Raw genomic sequence first — 14989 nt, forward strand, 5'->3', positions numbered from 1 at the left:
ATCGCGACTGCGGGGCTCGCAGAACCGGCTCACTCCTCGCGCTCACTGGGACTCCTCCAGGTCGCCCTCGCTGGTCAGGTACGTCTCGCGGAGCCGGTCGAGGGTGGCCGGCTCGGGCCCGGCCCACAGCCCCCGGTCGGCGGCCTCCAGCAGGCGTTCGGTGATGCCGCGCAGCGCCCACGGGTTGGACTGCTCCAGGAAGGCGCGGGTCTCGGCGTCGAAGACGTACGCGTCGGCCAGGTGCTCGTACATCCAGTCGTCGACCACCCCGGCGGTGGCGTCGTAGCCGAACAGGTAGTCCACGGTGGCGGCCAGCTCGAACGCGCCCTTGTAGCCGTGCCGGCGCATCGCGGCGATCCACTTCGGATTGACCACCCGGGCCCGGAACACCCGCCGGGTCTCCTCGCCCAGCGTGCGGGTACGCACGTCGTGCGGCATCGCCGAGTCCCCCACGTACGCGGCCGGGGCGGCGCCGGTGAGATGACGGACCATCGCCACCATCCCGCCGTGGTACTGGAAGTAGTCGTCGGAGTCGACGATGTCGTGCTCGCGGGTGTCCTGGTTCTTCACCGCGACGGCGATCCGGGCGAAGGAGCGTTCCATGTCCGCACGCGCCTGGCGCCCGTCCAGCCCCCGGCCGTACGCGTAGCCGCCCCAGACGGCGTACACCTCGGCCAGGTCGGCGTCGGTACGCCAGTTGCGGGCGTCGATCAGCGGCAGCAGTCCGGCCCCGTACGCCCCGGGCTTGGAACCGAAGATCCGGGCGGTGGCCCGGCGCTCGTCGCCGTGCCCGGCCAGGTCGGCGGCGACGTGCGCCCGGACGTGGTTCTGCTCGACCGGCTCGTCGAGGGCGGCGACCTGCCGCACCGCGTCGTCGATGAGGGCGACGACGTGCGGGAAGGCGTCACGGAAGAAGCCGGAGATACGGACGGTGACGTCGACGCGGGGGCGGCCCAGCTCGGCCAGGGGCACCACCTCGACGCCGGTGACCCGGCGGGAGCGGTCGTCCCAGACCGGCCGGCAGCCGAGCAGGGCGAGGATCTCGGCGATGTCGTCGCCCTGGGTCCGCATCGCACTGGTGCCCCAGACCGTCAGCCCCACCGAGCGCGGGTACGCCCCGGTGTCGGCGAGGTGCCGGGCGAGCAGCGAGTCGGCCAGCGCCACCCCGACGTCCCAGGCGTTGCGGCTGGGGATGGCCTTCGGGTCGACGGAGTAGAAGTTGCGGCCGGTGGGCAGCACGTTGACCAGGCCCCGGGTCGGGGAGCCGGACGGGCCGGGCGGCACGAACCGGCCGTCCAGCGCGCCGAGCACCCGGTCGATCTCGTCGGTGGTGCGCGCCAGCCGGGGCACCACCTCGCGGGCGGCGAAGCGCAGCACCTCGGCGGCGTCGGGGACGGGCCGGCCGACGACCTCCTCGACCACGGCGTCGACCGCGTCGCCGTCCCAGCCGAGGGTCTCCATGCCGACGACGAGGCGGCGGGCCAGTCCTTCGATCAGGTCGATCGCGTCGGCGGCGGTGGCGGACGGGCCGTCCACGGCGTCGGTCAGCGTCTGCGGCACGGCCACCCGCTCCCCCGGCGCGGCGAGCAGCGCCTGCTCGTCGAGGCCGTGGCCGGCGGCGAGCGCCTGGCGCAGGCCGGGCAGGGCACGGGTGCCGCCCCAGACCTGGGGGGCGCGCAGCACCGCCAGCACGAGGTTGACCCGGGCCTCGCCGGTGGGCGCCTCGGCGAGGACGTGCAGGCCGTCGCGGATCTGTACGTCCTTGACCTCGCAGAGGTAGCCGTCGAGGTGCAGCACGAAGTCGTCGAAGTCGTCGGCGGCCGGCATGTCCTGCTGGCGCAGGTCGTGGTGCAGTTCGGCGGCGCGGACGAGCTGCCAGATCTGCCCCTGCACGGTGGGCACCTTGGCCGGGTCGAGGGCCTGCACGGTGGCGTACTCGTCCAGCAGCTGTTCGAGTTTCGCCAGGTCGCCGTACGTCTCGGCGCGGGCCATCGGCGGCACGAGGTGGTCCACGACGACGGCGTGGGCGCGGCGCTTGGCCTGGGTGCCCTCGCCGGGGTCGTTGACGATGAACGGGTAGACCAGCGGCAGGTCGCCCAGGACGGCGTCGGGGGCGCAGTCGGCGGCGAGCCCGAGGCCCTTGCCGGGCAGCCACTCGAGGGTGCCGTGCTTGCCGAGGTGCACCACCGCGTCCGCGCCGAAGCCGCCGTCGGTGACCGGCGCGGCCAGCCACCGGTACGCGGCCAGGTAGTGGTGGCTGGGCCGCAGGTCGGGGTCGTGGTAGATGGCGATCGGGTTCTCCCCGAAGCCGCGCGGCGGCTGGATCAGCAGGGTGACGTTGCCGAAGCGCAGCCCGGCCAGCACCACGTCGCCGCCGTCGGTGTACAGCTCGCCGGGCGGCTCGCCCCAGTGCTGGCGCATCCGCTCGCGCAGCCCGGCAGGCACCTGGCCGAACCAGCGCCGGTAGGTCTCCTGCGGCACCCGGGCCTCGGCGGCGGCGAGCTGGTCGGGGGTGAGCCACTCGACGTCGTGCCCGCCGGCGGCGATCAGCGCGTGGATCAGCGCGTCACCGTCGGTGGGCGGCGGCGCGTCACCGAGGTGGTAGCCGGCATCGGCGAGGGCGGCGAGCAGCCGCACCGCCGAGGCGGGGGTGTCCAGGCCGACGGCGTTGCCGACCCGGGAGTGCTTCGTCGGGTAGGAGCTGAGCACGACGGCGAGCCGCTTCTCGGCGTTCGGCACGTGCCGCAGCCGGGCCTGACGCACGGCGATGCCGGCCACCCGGGCGGCCCGTTCTCCGTCTGCGGCGTAGACCGACAACCCGTCGGCGTCGATCCGCTTGAACGAGAACGGCACGGTGACGATCCGGCCGTCGAACTCGGGGATGGCCACCTGCATGGCGGCGTCCAGCGGGGAGAGTCCGGCGTCGCTGCCGGCCCACTGCTCGCGGGTGCTGGTCAGGCAGAGCGCCTGCACGATCGGCACGTCGAGGGCGGCGAGCGCGCCGACGTCCCAGGCGTCGTCGTCGCCCCCGCCGGAGGCGTCGGCGGCGACCGCCCCACCGGCGGCGAGCACGGTCACCACCAGGGCGTCGCAGCGGGCGAAGAGGTCCAGTGGCCCGTCGCCGGGGGCGAGTCCGCGCAGTGAGCCGCAGAAGACCGGCAACGGGTCGCCGCCGGCCGCGTCGACCGCGTCGGCGAGTGCGTCCACGAAGCCGGTGTTGCCGGCCAGGGCGTGCGCCCGGTAGAAGACGATGCCGACGGTGGGCCGGTCCGGGTGGACCGGCCGGTCGCCGTGGATCCCGTACGCCGGGGTGGGCGCGGGCGGGGCGAAGCCCTCGCCGGTGAGCAGGACCGTGTCGGAGAGGAACCGGGCCAGCTGGGCCAGGTTGTCCGGACCCCCTTCGACCAGGTAGGACAGCGCCTCGGCGGACACCCCGGCGGGCACTGTGGAGGCCGCCATCAGCGCGGCGTCGGGCACCGCCTCGCCGCCGAGCACCACGGTGGGCACACCGGAGGCGAGCACCGCGGCGAGCCCGTCGGGCCACGCCTGCCGGCCGCCGAGCAGCCGTACGACGGCCAGGTCGACCCCGTCGAGCAGGGCCGGCACGGCGTCGACGTCGACCCGGGCGGGGTTGGCCAGCCGGAAGTCGGCGGCGCTGGCGCGGGCGGCGAGCAGGTCGGTGTCGGCGGTGGAGAGCAGCAGGATGCGCACGGACGGCTCCGGAGAGTGACACCCGGACCGGCGCGGGGACGGTCGGGCGGGGCGGGGGGCGGGCGCGGTTCAGCGGGTACGCCGAGCGGCCGACCGGTTCACCGGCGGTCAGCCGGTGGACGCGGACGGCGCGGTACGGGACTCAGCGGTGAACGGCGGAGCGGTCGGCACGCGGGCCGGCAGCGGCCCCGGCACGGCCGGGCAGGGGCGCGACGACGCGCCCGGCACGGGTACGACGGGTGTCGTCGACGGTGGAGACGCTGCGCGTCATCGGGTCCTCCTCGGGTGTCCACGCCCTGGGGTCACTCCGACGGCCGAAGTATCCTGGCTTCCGGATCGACGCTCTCCCCCGGCCTTCCAACCGCAGACACACGGCCGTGACTCACGAGGGGGGATCGCTCCCCGGTGACAGTGGCGGGACCGCGCCGGAATCGCACCGGCTTCCTTCACTGCCGTCAGGCCGCGAATGCTGCCACACCCGTCACCGCCGGGTCAACGCCGCCCGGTTGCCGACCAGCCGGCAGCGACGTCCACGGGGCAGCGGGACGTCGGCCCTGCGCCTACCATCGGCCGGCGTGGGTCGACGACCACGCTCGATCGGAGGGGGCACGTCATCAGCGGCTCGACGTTCCAGCACCTCACCGGGCGGGTCTGGCTGCTGCCCGGTGACCCGGACCCGCTCGCCGTCCAGGCCGGCGTGGCGCTGATCACCGACGAGCGGGGCGGCGTGCTGGTCGACGCCGGCCAGAGCCCGGCGCACGCCCGGGAGATCCGCGCCGCGCTGGCCGCGACGGGGCTGCCCGAACCGTGCTGGCTGGTCTACACCCACCACCACTGGGACCACGTCTGGGGCGCCTGCGCCTGGCCGGGCGTGGAGATCGTCGGCCACGTCGCCGGGGAGTCGCTGCTGCGGGCCGAGGCGGCCCGACCGTGGAGCCACCGCTACCTGCGCGAGCAGGTCCGCACCGAGCCCCGGCTCGGGCCCAGCTTCCGGGCCCGGGCCCTGGCCATGGAGACCTTCGACGATTTCGCGGTGCTGCCGCCGACGCGCACCTTCACCGACGAGATGGAGCTGCCCACCGGCGTACGACTGCGGCACGTCGGTGGCCGGCACGCCCCGGACTCCACGGCGGTGCTGGTGCCGGACTCCGGGGTGATGCTGCTCGGCGACTGCTGGTACCCGCCGCCGGCGCACCTGCGCGAGCCGGACGACGGCCCCGACCTCGCGCTGGTCCGGCAGCTGCTCGACGACGCCTACGGCTGGTACGTCTCCAGCCACTCGGAGCCGATGACCCTGGCCGGGGCGCGCGCCGCGCTGGCCTGAGCCGGGTCAGCGCATCCGGCGCTCCGGGTGGGCCCGGTTCCAGACGCGCATCCGCTCCGGGTAGCCGGTCCGTGCCGCCTCGTAGAGCGGCACCGCGTGCCGGTGGGCCAGCTTCGCCGCCGTCTGCGGCGAGCCGGTCCGGCGACGGATCCACTCGCCGTCGTGGGCGATCGCCACCACCGTGGTGTCGGTGGCGGTGGTCTCCGGTTCGAGGTAGAACTCCACGCCGTGCCGGCTGGTCACGAACGCCTCCAGCGCCGCGAGGTCCTCCCGGGTGGCCTCCCGGTCGAGCCTGGTCGGGGTCCCCTCGGCGGCCCGGGGCCGTCGGCTGAACCAGCCCATCTCCACGCTCCTTCCCGCTCGGCCTGCCCTCCAGTGGAGCACCCGAACCTGGCAGGAGGCTGCGAGCCCGGTGACAGCGACCTGACCGGGTCAGCCGAGCGCGGCCATCTCCTCGTCGCTCAGGCGCAGCGCCCCGGCGGCGATGTTCCGCGCCAGGTGCTCCGGGTCGCCGGTGCCGGGGATGGCCAGCACGTGCGGCCCCCGGTGCAGGGTCCAGGCCAGGCGCACCTGGTGCGGGGTGACCCCGTGCGCGCGGGCGACGGCGTGCACGGCGACGGCGTGCTCGGCCGCCGCGCCGGACTCCCGCCGCGTGCCGGCCAGCGCGAAGAACGGCACGTACGCCACCGCACGCGCCCGGCACTCGCGCAGCAGCGGGTCCTGGTCGCCCCGGTTGTCGACGGCGTAGGCGTTCTGCACGCAGACCACCGGGGCGATCGCCTGGGCCTCGTCCAGCTGGTCGAGCCGCACGTTGGACAGGCCCAGGTGCCGGATCAGTCCGGCCTCGCGCAGGTCGGCGAGGGCGCCGAATGCCTCGGCGACCGAGTCCCGTCCCGGCCGCCTGACGATGCGCAGGTTCACCACGTCGAGGTGGTCGCGGCCGAGCCGGCGCAGGTTCTCCTCCACCTGGGCGCGCAGCCCGGCCGGCGAGGTGTCCTCACGCAGGCCGTGCGCCGGGTCGTACCCGAAGCCGACCTTGGTGGTGATCACCAGGTCCTCCGGGTACGGCGCGAGGGCGGCGCGGATCAGCTCGGTGGCGTAGCGGGCGGGGCCGTCGCCGACGTTGAGGGTGCCGCCGGGCGAAACGTAGAACGCCGCCGTGTCGATGTGGTTCACGCCCAGTTCGACGGCGCGGCGCAGCACCCGGATCGCGCGGGCCGGGTCGGGGTCGGGGGTGGTCCGCATGGAGCCGAAACCCATCCGGTGCACGGTCCTGTCGCCCAGGGTCCAACTACCCGCGGCAGCCGCGGTGATCTCGTCGACTGGCATTCGGCGACCCTAGCCAGCCCCGGTGAGCCGCTTAGTCGGCCGCGCACCCGATACCGGAGACGATCTTTCGCTGTTAGGTTCTATGTGCTGGAGCGGTGCGCCGGCGGGCGGGTCGCCGGCACCAGGGCCAGCGTCGGGATCAGCAGCAGCGGCACCACCAGCAGCGCGCGCAGTGTCCCCACCCGGTCACCGAGCAGGCCGAGCAGCGGCGGGCCGGCCAGGAACGCCGTGTAGCCGATCGCCGCAACCACGCTGACCCGGTACGGCGCACGGTCCTCGTCGTCGGCGGCGGCGCTCATCCCGACCGGGAAGCCGAGCGAGGCGCCGAGCCCCCAGAGCGCCACCCCGACGATCGCCACCGGCCCGTTGCCGGCGAGCACCGCCAGGCCCGCGCCGGCGGCGGCGAGCAGGATCGTGCCGAGCAGCACGGGCACCCGCCCCCACCGGTCGATGGTGACCGTGCCGGCGGTGCGGCCCAGGGTCATGCCGGCGACGAAGACGGCGAAGACGGCCACGCCGGTCGCCTCGCTGACGCCGTACCCGTCGATGAAGGCGACGGCGACCCAGTCGTTGGCGGCGCCCTCGCTGAACGCCATGACCATGACCAGCGCGCCGACGAGCAGGGTGCGCGGCTCACGCCACGCGGTGAGCAGCCCGCCACGTCGGGCCTTCGCCCCGGCCTTGCCCGGTTCGGGGCGCTGCGCGGGCAGGAACGCCCGCGCGCCGAGCAGGGTGCCGCCGAGCACCACCACGGCCAGCAGGCCCAGGTGGGCGGCGACCGGCACGCCGAGCCGCGCGGCGCCCGCGCCGAGCCCGGCGCCGGCGACCGAGCCGAGGCTCCAGGCGGCGTGGAACCGGGGCATGACGGTACGCCCGAGCCGCCGCTCCACCGCCGCGCCCTCGACGTTCATCGCCACGTCGCAGGTGCCCGAGCCGTAGCCGAGCGCGAAGAGGCCGACCGCCACTCCGGGCAGCGAGCCGGCGACCCCGGCGGCCAGCCCGACCACGACCAGGCCGAGGGAGAGCAGCACCGTGGCGAGCACCACCGCCCGGGCCGCGCCGAGGCGCTGGGCGACCAGCCCGGCGGTCGGCAGGGCCAGCATCGCGCCGATCGACATGGCGACCAGCAGCAGGCCGAGCCGGCCGGGGCTGAGGTCGAGGGATTCACGGACGGCGGGGACCCGGGCGAACCAGGAGGCGACGGCGAGGCCGTTGAGGGCGAAGACCACCGCGACGCCGGTGCGGGCGGCGAGCACCGCCGGGGGTACGGCGGGGGCGGGCGGCGCGGTGACCGGGTCGGCTGACCTCACGGGATTCCTCTCGTCGGTGTCGTGCCCGACGATCGCACACCTGGAAGCGCTACCACCACAAGCCGCCCCGCCCCTTACCCGGGCGACGCCCGGCGGGGCACGCGTGTCGAGCCCGAGGGTGGTACCGGATCGCCGACTGAACACCAGCAGGAGGCGACCCCCTGACCCGAGGGAAGTCACCAACCGCCCCGACCGCGGCGATGTCGGCGGCCGACTCGGCGAAGGTCAGCAGCCGGGGCCGGTCAGGTGTCCGGGTCGGTCCAGTCGAAAGGTCGCGTGCCGGCCCGGGAGCCGATCCGGTGCGGTACGCCGCACGGGGCCAGTTGTGACGCGACCCGCCGTCCGGTCCTGCCGGTGCCGCCGAGGACGAGTGCCGTCAGATGTGCTGCCAGTCAACCCGCCCGCGGTGAGACGCTGAATGGCTCGCACGCGCAGGGACATTCGCGAGCGTCTACGCTCTCCGGCGTGGATCTGTTGACCGGTCTCCTCGACGGCCCCCGGGCCCGGGGGGCGTTCCTGCTCCGGTCGCTGCTGGACCCGCCGTTCGCGCTGCGCATCGAGGACCGCGCGCCGCTGACCGTGGTGGCCCTGGTGCACGGGACCGCCTGGGTGGTGCCGGACGGCAGCGCGGCGGAGCTGCTGCACCCCGGGGACGTCGCGGTGCTGCGCGGCCCCGACGCGTACACCGTCGCCGACGATCCGGCCACGCCGGCGCAGGTGGTCGTCCACCCCGGGCAGCGTTGCACCGACCTGCGCGGCGAGTCGCTGGCCACGACGTGGGGGCTGGGGGTGCGCACCTGGGGCACCGGCACGCCGGGCGACACGGTGCTGCTGACCGGCACGTACCAGCTCCCGGGTGAGATCAACCGGCGGCTGCTCGGCGCGCTGCCGCCCCTGCTGGTGGTCCGGGCGCAGGATTGGCACAGCCCCCTGGTCGGCCTGCTCGCCGAGGAGGTGACCCGGGACGCTCCCGGTCAGGAGGCGGTCCTGGACCGACTGCTCGACCTGCTGCTGATCGCGGTGCTGCGCAGCTGGTTCGACCGGCCCGGCGGAGGCCCGTCCTGGTACGCGGCCAACGCCGACCCGGTGGTCGGGCCGGCGTTGCGGCTGCTGCGCGCCGAACCCGCCCGGGCGTGGACGGTGACCTCCCTCGCCGCCGAGGTGGGCGTCTCCCGGGCAGCGCTGGCCCGCCGCTTCACCGAACTGGTCGGCGAGCCGCCGATGACCTTCCTGACCGACTGGCGGTTGAGCCTCGCCGCCGACCTGCTGCGGGAGCCGGACGCCACCCTCGCCGCGGTGGCCCGTCAGGTCGGCTACGGCAGCCCGTTCGCGTTGAGCACCGCCTTCCGCCGGGTACGCGGCGTCAGCCCCCGCGAGCACCGCACCCGTACCCCTTGACCCTCCGCCCCCGGTGGCGGGGGCGGTGGCGGAGTAGCCGGGTCAGGTGCCGGTGAAGGCGTGCAGCAGGGTGCGTACGGCCGTTTGCAGGTCGGCGCGGCTCTCCGGGGTGCCGGGCGGCGGGGCGCTGAGTGCCCCGGCGCCGACCAGACGGTCGAAGAGCAGCCCGTCGACGAAGGCGACGAACTGGTCGCCCTGCCGGCGCGGGTCCGCCGCCCCGGCGCCGGCCAGCAGCGCCCGGGCCTGTTCCCGCAGGGCGGTGCCGTGCTCCAGGACGGGCCGCAGCTCGGGGCGGTGAACGGCCTCCAGCAGGCAGGCGTACCGGGCGAGGGTGCGGTCGCGGTCGGTGGTGAGCCAGCGGTCGAGCACCTCGGCGGCGCCGGCGGCGAGCCGGTCGAGGTCGGCGGCGGTCAACCGGGGTGGCGGGCCCGGTGGCGGTGTTCCGGTGGGCAGTGCCCGCGCGGTCAGGTCGGCCCGGTCCAGCTCGGCCAGCCGCCGTACCACCGCCTCGATCAGCGCCTGCCGGGTACGCAGGTACGCCGAGGTGGTGCCGAGTGGCATGCCGGCCCGGGCGTCCACCCCCCGGTGGGTGAGCGCCCGCATGCCACCCTCGGCAAGCAGCGCGATCGCCGCGTCGGCCAGCGCCGCGACCCGCGCGTCCCGAGCGTTCATCCTGCACCACCTCCGCCTTCTTCTACGCCTGTAGTATGACCTTCTACAGCTGTAGAAAGGTGGTCGGGATGGACGGACACGCGGTGGTCGTCGGCGGCGGCATCGGCGGCCTGGCCGGCGCGCTCGCCCTGCACCGGTCGGGCTGGCGGGTCACCGTGCTGGAACGCGCACCCGAGCTGCGCGAGCTGGGCGCCGGGCTGACCCTGATGAGCAACGCGCTGCGCGGACTGGACGCGCTCGGCGTCGGGCCGGCGATCCGCGCGCACGGCCGCGTCGACGGCCCGGGCGGGCTGCGTACCCGGACCGGCCGCTGGCTGTCCCGGGTCGAGGCCGCCGGGATGACCGGGCAGCTCGGCACCACCATGCTCGGCATCCACCGCGCCGACCTGCACGGCATCCTGCGCGACGCCCTGCCGCCGGGCACGCTGCGCACCGACGCCGAGGTGCTCGACGTGACGACCGGCCCGGACGGCGCCCGGGTGCGCCACCGCCGGCACTCCGAGCCGACCACGCTCGCCGCCGACCTGGTCGTCGGCGCGGACGGCCTGCGCTCGACGGTCCGGTCCCGGCTCTGGCCGGACGCCGCCGCGCCGGTGTACGCCGGCGCGACGGCCTGGCGGGCCGCGATCGGTTGGACCGACCCGCTGCCGACCGCGGTGAGCTGGGGCCCCGCAGCGGAGTTCGGCATGGTGCCGCTCGGCGGGGGCCGCGTCTACTGGTACGGCGCGGTCACCGCCCCGGCCGGCGGGCGGGCCCCGGACGAACTGGCCGCCGCGCGGGAGCACTTCGGCGACTGGCACGACCCGGTCCCGGCGCTGCTCGCCGCCACCGCGCCGGAGCAGGTGCTGCGGCACGACCTGTACCACCTGGCCACCCCGCTGCCGTCCTACGTGCACGGTCGAGTGGTGCTGCTCGGCGACGCGGCGCACGCGATGACCCCGTACCTCGGGCAGGGGGCCGCCCAGGCGATCGAGGACGCGGTGACCCTCGGCGCGGCGTGCGCCGGCGGGCCGGCCCACCTGGACACCGCCCTCGACCGGTACGACCGGGAACGCCGCCCGCGCACCCAGGCGCTCGCCCGCGCCTCGGCCCGCGCCGGCCGGTACGGCCAGCAGCTGCGCCACCCGGTCGCGGTCGCGTTCCGCGACACCCTGATCCGGCTCACCCCGTCGGCGATGGCGCTGCGCCAGGCCGCCCGGTACGCCGACTGGCACCCGCCGCTCCCTGAGCCGGCGACAGACCGCTCGGCCCGACCGTGGTGACGAAGCCCCCGGATCGTGCGGGAAATTGTGCGCCCGGCCAACCTTTCAGATTATCGGCCGCGCTCGTTTTTCCGGCTCCACCGAAAGGGATATCGCACCGGTAAGATCGGCGACAACGATGTGACTGATCATTGACTGCTCCCGGTGACGCCGATCACACACACTGCTGACATGAATACGGGACTCACACGCGGCAGGGCATTCCGCGTCGCGGTGTGTCTCGCGCTGGTGGCCGCGCTCGCCGGCTGCATGCAACTGCACGTCGGGCTCACCGTCCACGCCGATGACACGGTCGACGGACAACTGCTCCTGACCGCCGAGAAGAGGTGGCTGACCACCAGGAACAGGACCGTCCAGGTCGGCTTCGCCGAGCTGCGGCAGAACATGCCCTCGCTGCCGCCCGGCGAGGAGAGCGTCTACGAGAACCCGACCCACTACGGTTCTCTGATCAATTATCGGCGTACCCCGCTCGCGGATTTCCGCAGCGACAGCCTCAATCTGGTCCGGGACGGCGATCTCCTCCGGTTCCACCTCTCGCTCGATCCGCGGAAATACGGCGGGAAGGTGGCCGAACAGGATCCGCGTAACCAGGCCCTGTTCCTCCAGTCGGCGTCGTTCGAGATCTCCGTGACCTTTCCCGGTCGGGTGATCGATTCCAACGGCGCGGTGACCGGCCGGTCGGTCACCTGGAAGGTCGGGCCGAACCGCGACAAGCCGACCGAACTGCGGGCCGTCGCCGAGGCGCCGCCACCGGCCGCGCCGGCCGCCACCGAGCCGGGCGGCACGACCCGGGACGCCGACGACGGCTCCTTCCCGTGGCTCGTGGTCGGCGCCGGCGTCGGCCTGGCCGTGCTGCTGGCCGGCGCGGCCGTCGTCGTCCTGCTGCGGCGACGGGGCGGTGCCGCCCCGACCCCGTCGGCCCCGACGGACACTCCCACCGCCGCATCGGCGGTGGAGCATCCGGGGTCGGTCTGACCGGCCACCGGCCCGACCACCCACCACCGTCACCCGGACGTCCGCCTACCGGCCGTCGCACCTCCCCACCACCCCACCCGCTGCACCGCACCGTCCGAAGGGAGAACGCCGTGAACGATCTCTTCACCTGGGCCGCCCTCGGCAGCCTCACCGGCGCCAGCGCCGCCACCCTGCTGACCGCCAACGTCGTCGGCGGGCTGATCGGCCCCCACGGCGACAAGGCCCGCAAGTGGATCGCGCTGGGCGTCGCCCTCGCGCTCTCCTACGCCACCGCGGCGTTCGCCGCCGACGCCGGCGCCGAGAAGTGGATCATCGCGTTCTTCAACGGGCTGGTCATCTTCTCCGCCGCCCTCGGCGCCAACCAGCTGCCGCCGGGCAACCGACAGGCGACACAGGCGTCGCCCACCCAGCTCGCGCAGAACCGCGAGCCCCGCTTCATCCGCTCCTGGGTCTGAGAGAGGTGAGCCCCATGATCTTCGGATTCGTCAGCGCCGCCGTCCACGTCGTCCTCGGCGCCCTGCTCGGCGGCCTCGCCGGTGGGATCCTCGGCAGTGTGATCGGCGGGGTCGTCGGACTCCTCGTCGGCGCCCCGTTCGGCTGGGCGGTCGCCTCGGCCGGGGTGTACGGCCCGGACGCCCGCGGCATCGCGCTCTTCGTCGTCGACCACACCTGGAGCCTGCCCAACACCGCCGCCGGCGCGCTCTTCCTCGCCACACACCTGGTCTTCGGCCACCGGCTGGACCGGACCGTCTCGCAGCGCAGCTGCCGGGTCAACGTCGTCGAGGGCGTCTCCCCCCGGTACGCCACCACGATCGGCACGGTCTGCGCCGGCTCCAGCCCCGGCATCCAACGCCACGAGGACGTGCACATCCTCCAGGGCCGGCTGCTCGGCCCGCTCTACCTGCCGCTGGTGGCGCTGAACTACGTCCTGTTCACCATCGCCCCGGTCTGGCTGCTCTGGCACGACCACACCAACGCGCCGATCAACCGCTTCACCCGGTACTTCGAGATCGGCGTCTACCCGCACGTCTGGAACGAGGCCATCGCGTACCGGATCCAGGGGACGCCGCCGCGATGACCGACGACGGGCGTGGACCGATCGAGGCGGCCACCGCCGACCTGGCGGCGTGGCTGGCCGGGACGGCCGGCGCGGCCGTCCCGGTCGGCCCGCCCACCGACGGCGGGGCCGCCGACGGGCTGACCGTGTGGCCGCTGGAACTGCGGCCCGCCCGGCAGACCCACGGCACCGGCGGCCGCCAGGCGTACCGGTTCCAGGTCCGGCACCTGCTCGCGGCGGCCGGGCCGGCGGCGCTGCCCCGGCTGGACCGGGTGCTCGCCGCCGCCGTCACCGCCGGGGAGCCGGAGGTGGTGCTGGAGGCCGGCGACCCGGGACTGTGGCGCGCGTTCGGGGTGCCGCCCCGGCCGGCACTGCTGATCGACGTGCCGGCGCAGGTGGCCCGGCCGGCGCCCGTCGCCCCGCCGGTGCTGCGCCCGCTGCGGCTGCGGCAGGTGGCGATGCGTCCCCTGGACGGCCGGGTGGTCGGCCCGCAGGAGCAGCCCCTGGCCGCCATGCGGGTCGAACTGGCCGGCACCCCGTACGCGACGCACACCGACGCCGCCGGCCGGTTCCGGCTCGACGGCGTGCCGCACGACCCGGAGCAGCCCGGCCGGCCGGTCCGACTGCGCCTGGTCGGCCGCGGTCACACCCTCACCGCCGAGGTGGACCCGGCCGACACCGACCTCGTCATCGTCTGCGCACCGCCGGCCCGCTGACCCGAGAAGCACCAGGAGGACCGATGCCCCACTACTTCTCCCCCGGCATCTACGTCGAGGAGGTGCCGGGCGGCTCCCACCCGATCGGGCCGATCGGCACCAGCACCGCCGCGTTCGTCGGGGTCGCCCCGGACCGCACCGCGCACGTGGACCGGGCGGTGCCGGTGAACAGCTGGTCGGAGTTCCTGCGGCTCTACGCCTCCGGTGAGCGTCCGGAGAGCACGCCGCTGGCCCGCGCGGTCTTCGGCTTCCTGGACAACGGCGGCACCCGCTGCTGGGTGGTCAACGTCGGTGAGGGCGGCCAGCTCACCGGCTCCGGCCGGCGGCGCACCGGCCTGCAACTGCTGGAGGCGGTCGACGAGGTCGCCATCCTCGCCGCGCCCGGCTTCCACGACCCGGTCTCGCACGAGGCGCTGCTCGCCACCGCCGAGCGGCTGCGCACCATGGTCGCCATCTGCGACCCGCCACCCGGCGTCGACGACGTCTCCGCGCTGACCCGGGTCGCCACCGCCCGCGACGGCAAACCCGCCGGCAGCGCCGGCAAACCGGACGACGACCAGACGCCGAAGGCGTACCGGCCCCGGCAGTCGGACTTCGGCGCGTTCTACTTCCCCTGGCTGCGGGTGCGCGACCCGATCAACGGCGAACTGGTGGCCACCCCGCCGAGCGGGCACATGGCCGGCATCTGGGCCCGCACCGACGCCCTGCGCGGGGTGCACAAGGCCCCCGCCAACGAGCCGGTACGCGGCGCGGTCGACCTGGAGTACCTGGTCACCCGCCCCGAGCACGACGTGCTCAACCCCAAGGGCGTGAACGTGATCCGCTACTTCGCCGGCGAGGGCATCCGGGTCTGGGGCGCCCGTACGCTCGCCGCCGAGGCCGGCGAGTGGCGTTACCTCAACGTCCGGCGGCTCTCCATCTCCATCGAGCAGGCGATCGCCAACGGCACCCGGTGGATGGTCTTCGAGCCGAACGACTTCTCGCTGTGGCGCTCGATCCGCCGGGACATCGGCGCGTTCCTCACCCGGGTGTGGCGCGACGGCGCGCTGCTGGGCCGTACGCCCGAGGAGGCGTTCTTCGTCAAGTGCGACGAGGAGACCAACCCGGCCGACGTCCGCGACGCCGGGATGGTGGTGGCGCACATCGGCATCGCGGTGGTCAAGCCCGCCGAGTTCGTGGTGTTCAAGCTGAGCCAGTGGGCCGGCGGCGCCGAGACCGAGACGATCGGAGGCTGA

Annotated in this window: 14 protein-coding genes and 1 riboswitch; of the genes, 8 read left to right on the forward strand and 6 right to left on the reverse strand. The window is 75.0% G+C overall.

The window, feature by feature from the left end:
• Positions 1–42 precede the first annotated feature (42 nt).
• Positions 43–3711, reverse strand: coding sequence for a cobaltochelatase subunit CobN (cobN, locus tag GA0070560_RS08520; protein ID WP_091293431.1), 3669 nt, complete (start codon positions 3709–3711; stop codon positions 43–45).
• 142 nt (positions 3712–3853) lie between these two features.
• The gene (locus tag GA0070560_RS29765) at positions 3854–3982 is read right to left on the reverse strand and encodes a hypothetical protein (RefSeq protein WP_281183835.1); all 129 of its coding nucleotides are present in this window, start codon (positions 3980–3982) and stop codon (positions 3854–3856) included.
• 46 nt (positions 3983–4028) lie between these two features.
• Positions 4029–4158, reverse strand: a riboswitch (cobalamin riboswitch).
• Between the two features lie 19 nt (positions 4159–4177).
• Between GA0070560_RS29765 and GA0070560_RS08525 the strand changes: the two genes are divergently transcribed.
• A complete protein-coding gene (locus GA0070560_RS08525; protein WP_091293434.1) occupies positions 4178–5035 on the forward strand; it encodes an MBL fold metallo-hydrolase in 858 nt (285 codons plus the stop codon).
• A gap of 6 nt (positions 5036–5041) precedes the next feature.
• On the opposite strand, the gene GA0070560_RS08530 is transcribed toward GA0070560_RS08525, so the two are convergent.
• The 3 genes from GA0070560_RS08530 to GA0070560_RS08540 form a co-directional block, all read right to left on the reverse strand.
• Positions 5042–5377: a hypothetical protein gene (locus tag GA0070560_RS08530; RefSeq protein ID WP_091293436.1), complete on the reverse strand. Its 336-nt coding sequence runs from the start codon at positions 5375–5377 to the stop codon at positions 5042–5044.
• Positions 5378–5467: 90 nt separating this feature from the next.
• Positions 5468–6364: an aldo/keto reductase gene (locus GA0070560_RS08535; RefSeq protein WP_091293439.1), complete on the reverse strand. Its 897-nt coding sequence runs from the start codon at positions 6362–6364 to the stop codon at positions 5468–5470.
• A gap of 80 nt (positions 6365–6444) precedes the next feature.
• Positions 6445–7674 carry an MFS transporter gene (locus GA0070560_RS08540; protein ID WP_091293441.1) on the reverse strand — a complete coding sequence of 410 codons (1230 nt, stop codon included), beginning with the start codon at positions 7672–7674 and terminating at the stop codon, positions 6445–6447.
• Positions 7675–8139: 465 nt separating this feature from the next.
• Between GA0070560_RS08540 and GA0070560_RS08545 the strand changes: the two genes are divergently transcribed.
• Positions 8140–9072: an AraC family transcriptional regulator gene (locus GA0070560_RS08545; RefSeq protein ID WP_091293443.1), complete on the forward strand. Its 933-nt coding sequence runs from the start codon at positions 8140–8142 to the stop codon at positions 9070–9072.
• A gap of 42 nt (positions 9073–9114) precedes the next feature.
• Here GA0070560_RS08545 and GA0070560_RS08550 read toward each other — a convergent pair whose 3' ends face one another.
• Complete coding sequence (locus GA0070560_RS08550; RefSeq protein WP_091293446.1) at positions 9115–9744, reverse strand: TetR/AcrR family transcriptional regulator; 630 nt, start codon at positions 9742–9744, stop codon at positions 9115–9117.
• 35 nt (positions 9745–9779) lie between these two features.
• On the opposite strand from GA0070560_RS08550, the gene GA0070560_RS08555 reads away from it, so the two are divergent.
• The 6 genes from GA0070560_RS08555 to GA0070560_RS08580 all read left to right on the forward strand — a co-directional run bounded on the left by GA0070560_RS08555 (position 9780) and on the right by GA0070560_RS08580 (position 14989).
• Positions 9780–11006, forward strand: coding sequence for an FAD-dependent monooxygenase (locus GA0070560_RS08555; RefSeq protein ID WP_245675421.1), 1227 nt, complete (start codon positions 9780–9782; stop codon positions 11004–11006).
• A 171-nt stretch (positions 11007–11177) separates the two neighbouring features.
• Complete coding sequence (locus GA0070560_RS08560; protein WP_139131458.1) at positions 11178–11981, forward strand: LppM family (lipo)protein; 804 nt, start codon at positions 11178–11180, stop codon at positions 11979–11981.
• A gap of 110 nt (positions 11982–12091) precedes the next feature.
• Complete coding sequence (locus GA0070560_RS08565; RefSeq protein ID WP_091293453.1) at positions 12092–12436, forward strand: hypothetical protein; 345 nt, start codon at positions 12092–12094, stop codon at positions 12434–12436.
• Positions 12437–12450: 14 nt separating this feature from the next.
• Positions 12451–13059 carry a glycine zipper family protein gene (locus tag GA0070560_RS08570; RefSeq protein WP_091293455.1) on the forward strand — a complete coding sequence of 203 codons (609 nt, stop codon included), beginning with the start codon at positions 12451–12453 and terminating at the stop codon, positions 13057–13059.
• Entirely contained in the window at positions 13056–13754 is a 699-nt protein-coding gene (locus tag GA0070560_RS08575; RefSeq protein ID WP_091293457.1) for a carboxypeptidase-like regulatory domain-containing protein, read from the forward strand. Before GA0070560_RS08570 ends, GA0070560_RS08575 begins: the two co-directional genes overlap by 4 nt.
• Positions 13755–13777: 23 nt before the next feature.
• Complete coding sequence (locus GA0070560_RS08580) at positions 13778–14989, forward strand: phage tail sheath family protein (RefSeq protein ID WP_091293459.1); 1212 nt, start codon at positions 13778–13780, stop codon at positions 14987–14989.

It is taken from the genome of Micromonospora halophytica, assembly GCF_900090245.1.
In the GTDB taxonomy this organism is placed as follows: Bacteria; Actinomycetota; Actinomycetes; order Mycobacteriales; family Micromonosporaceae; genus Micromonospora; species Micromonospora halophytica.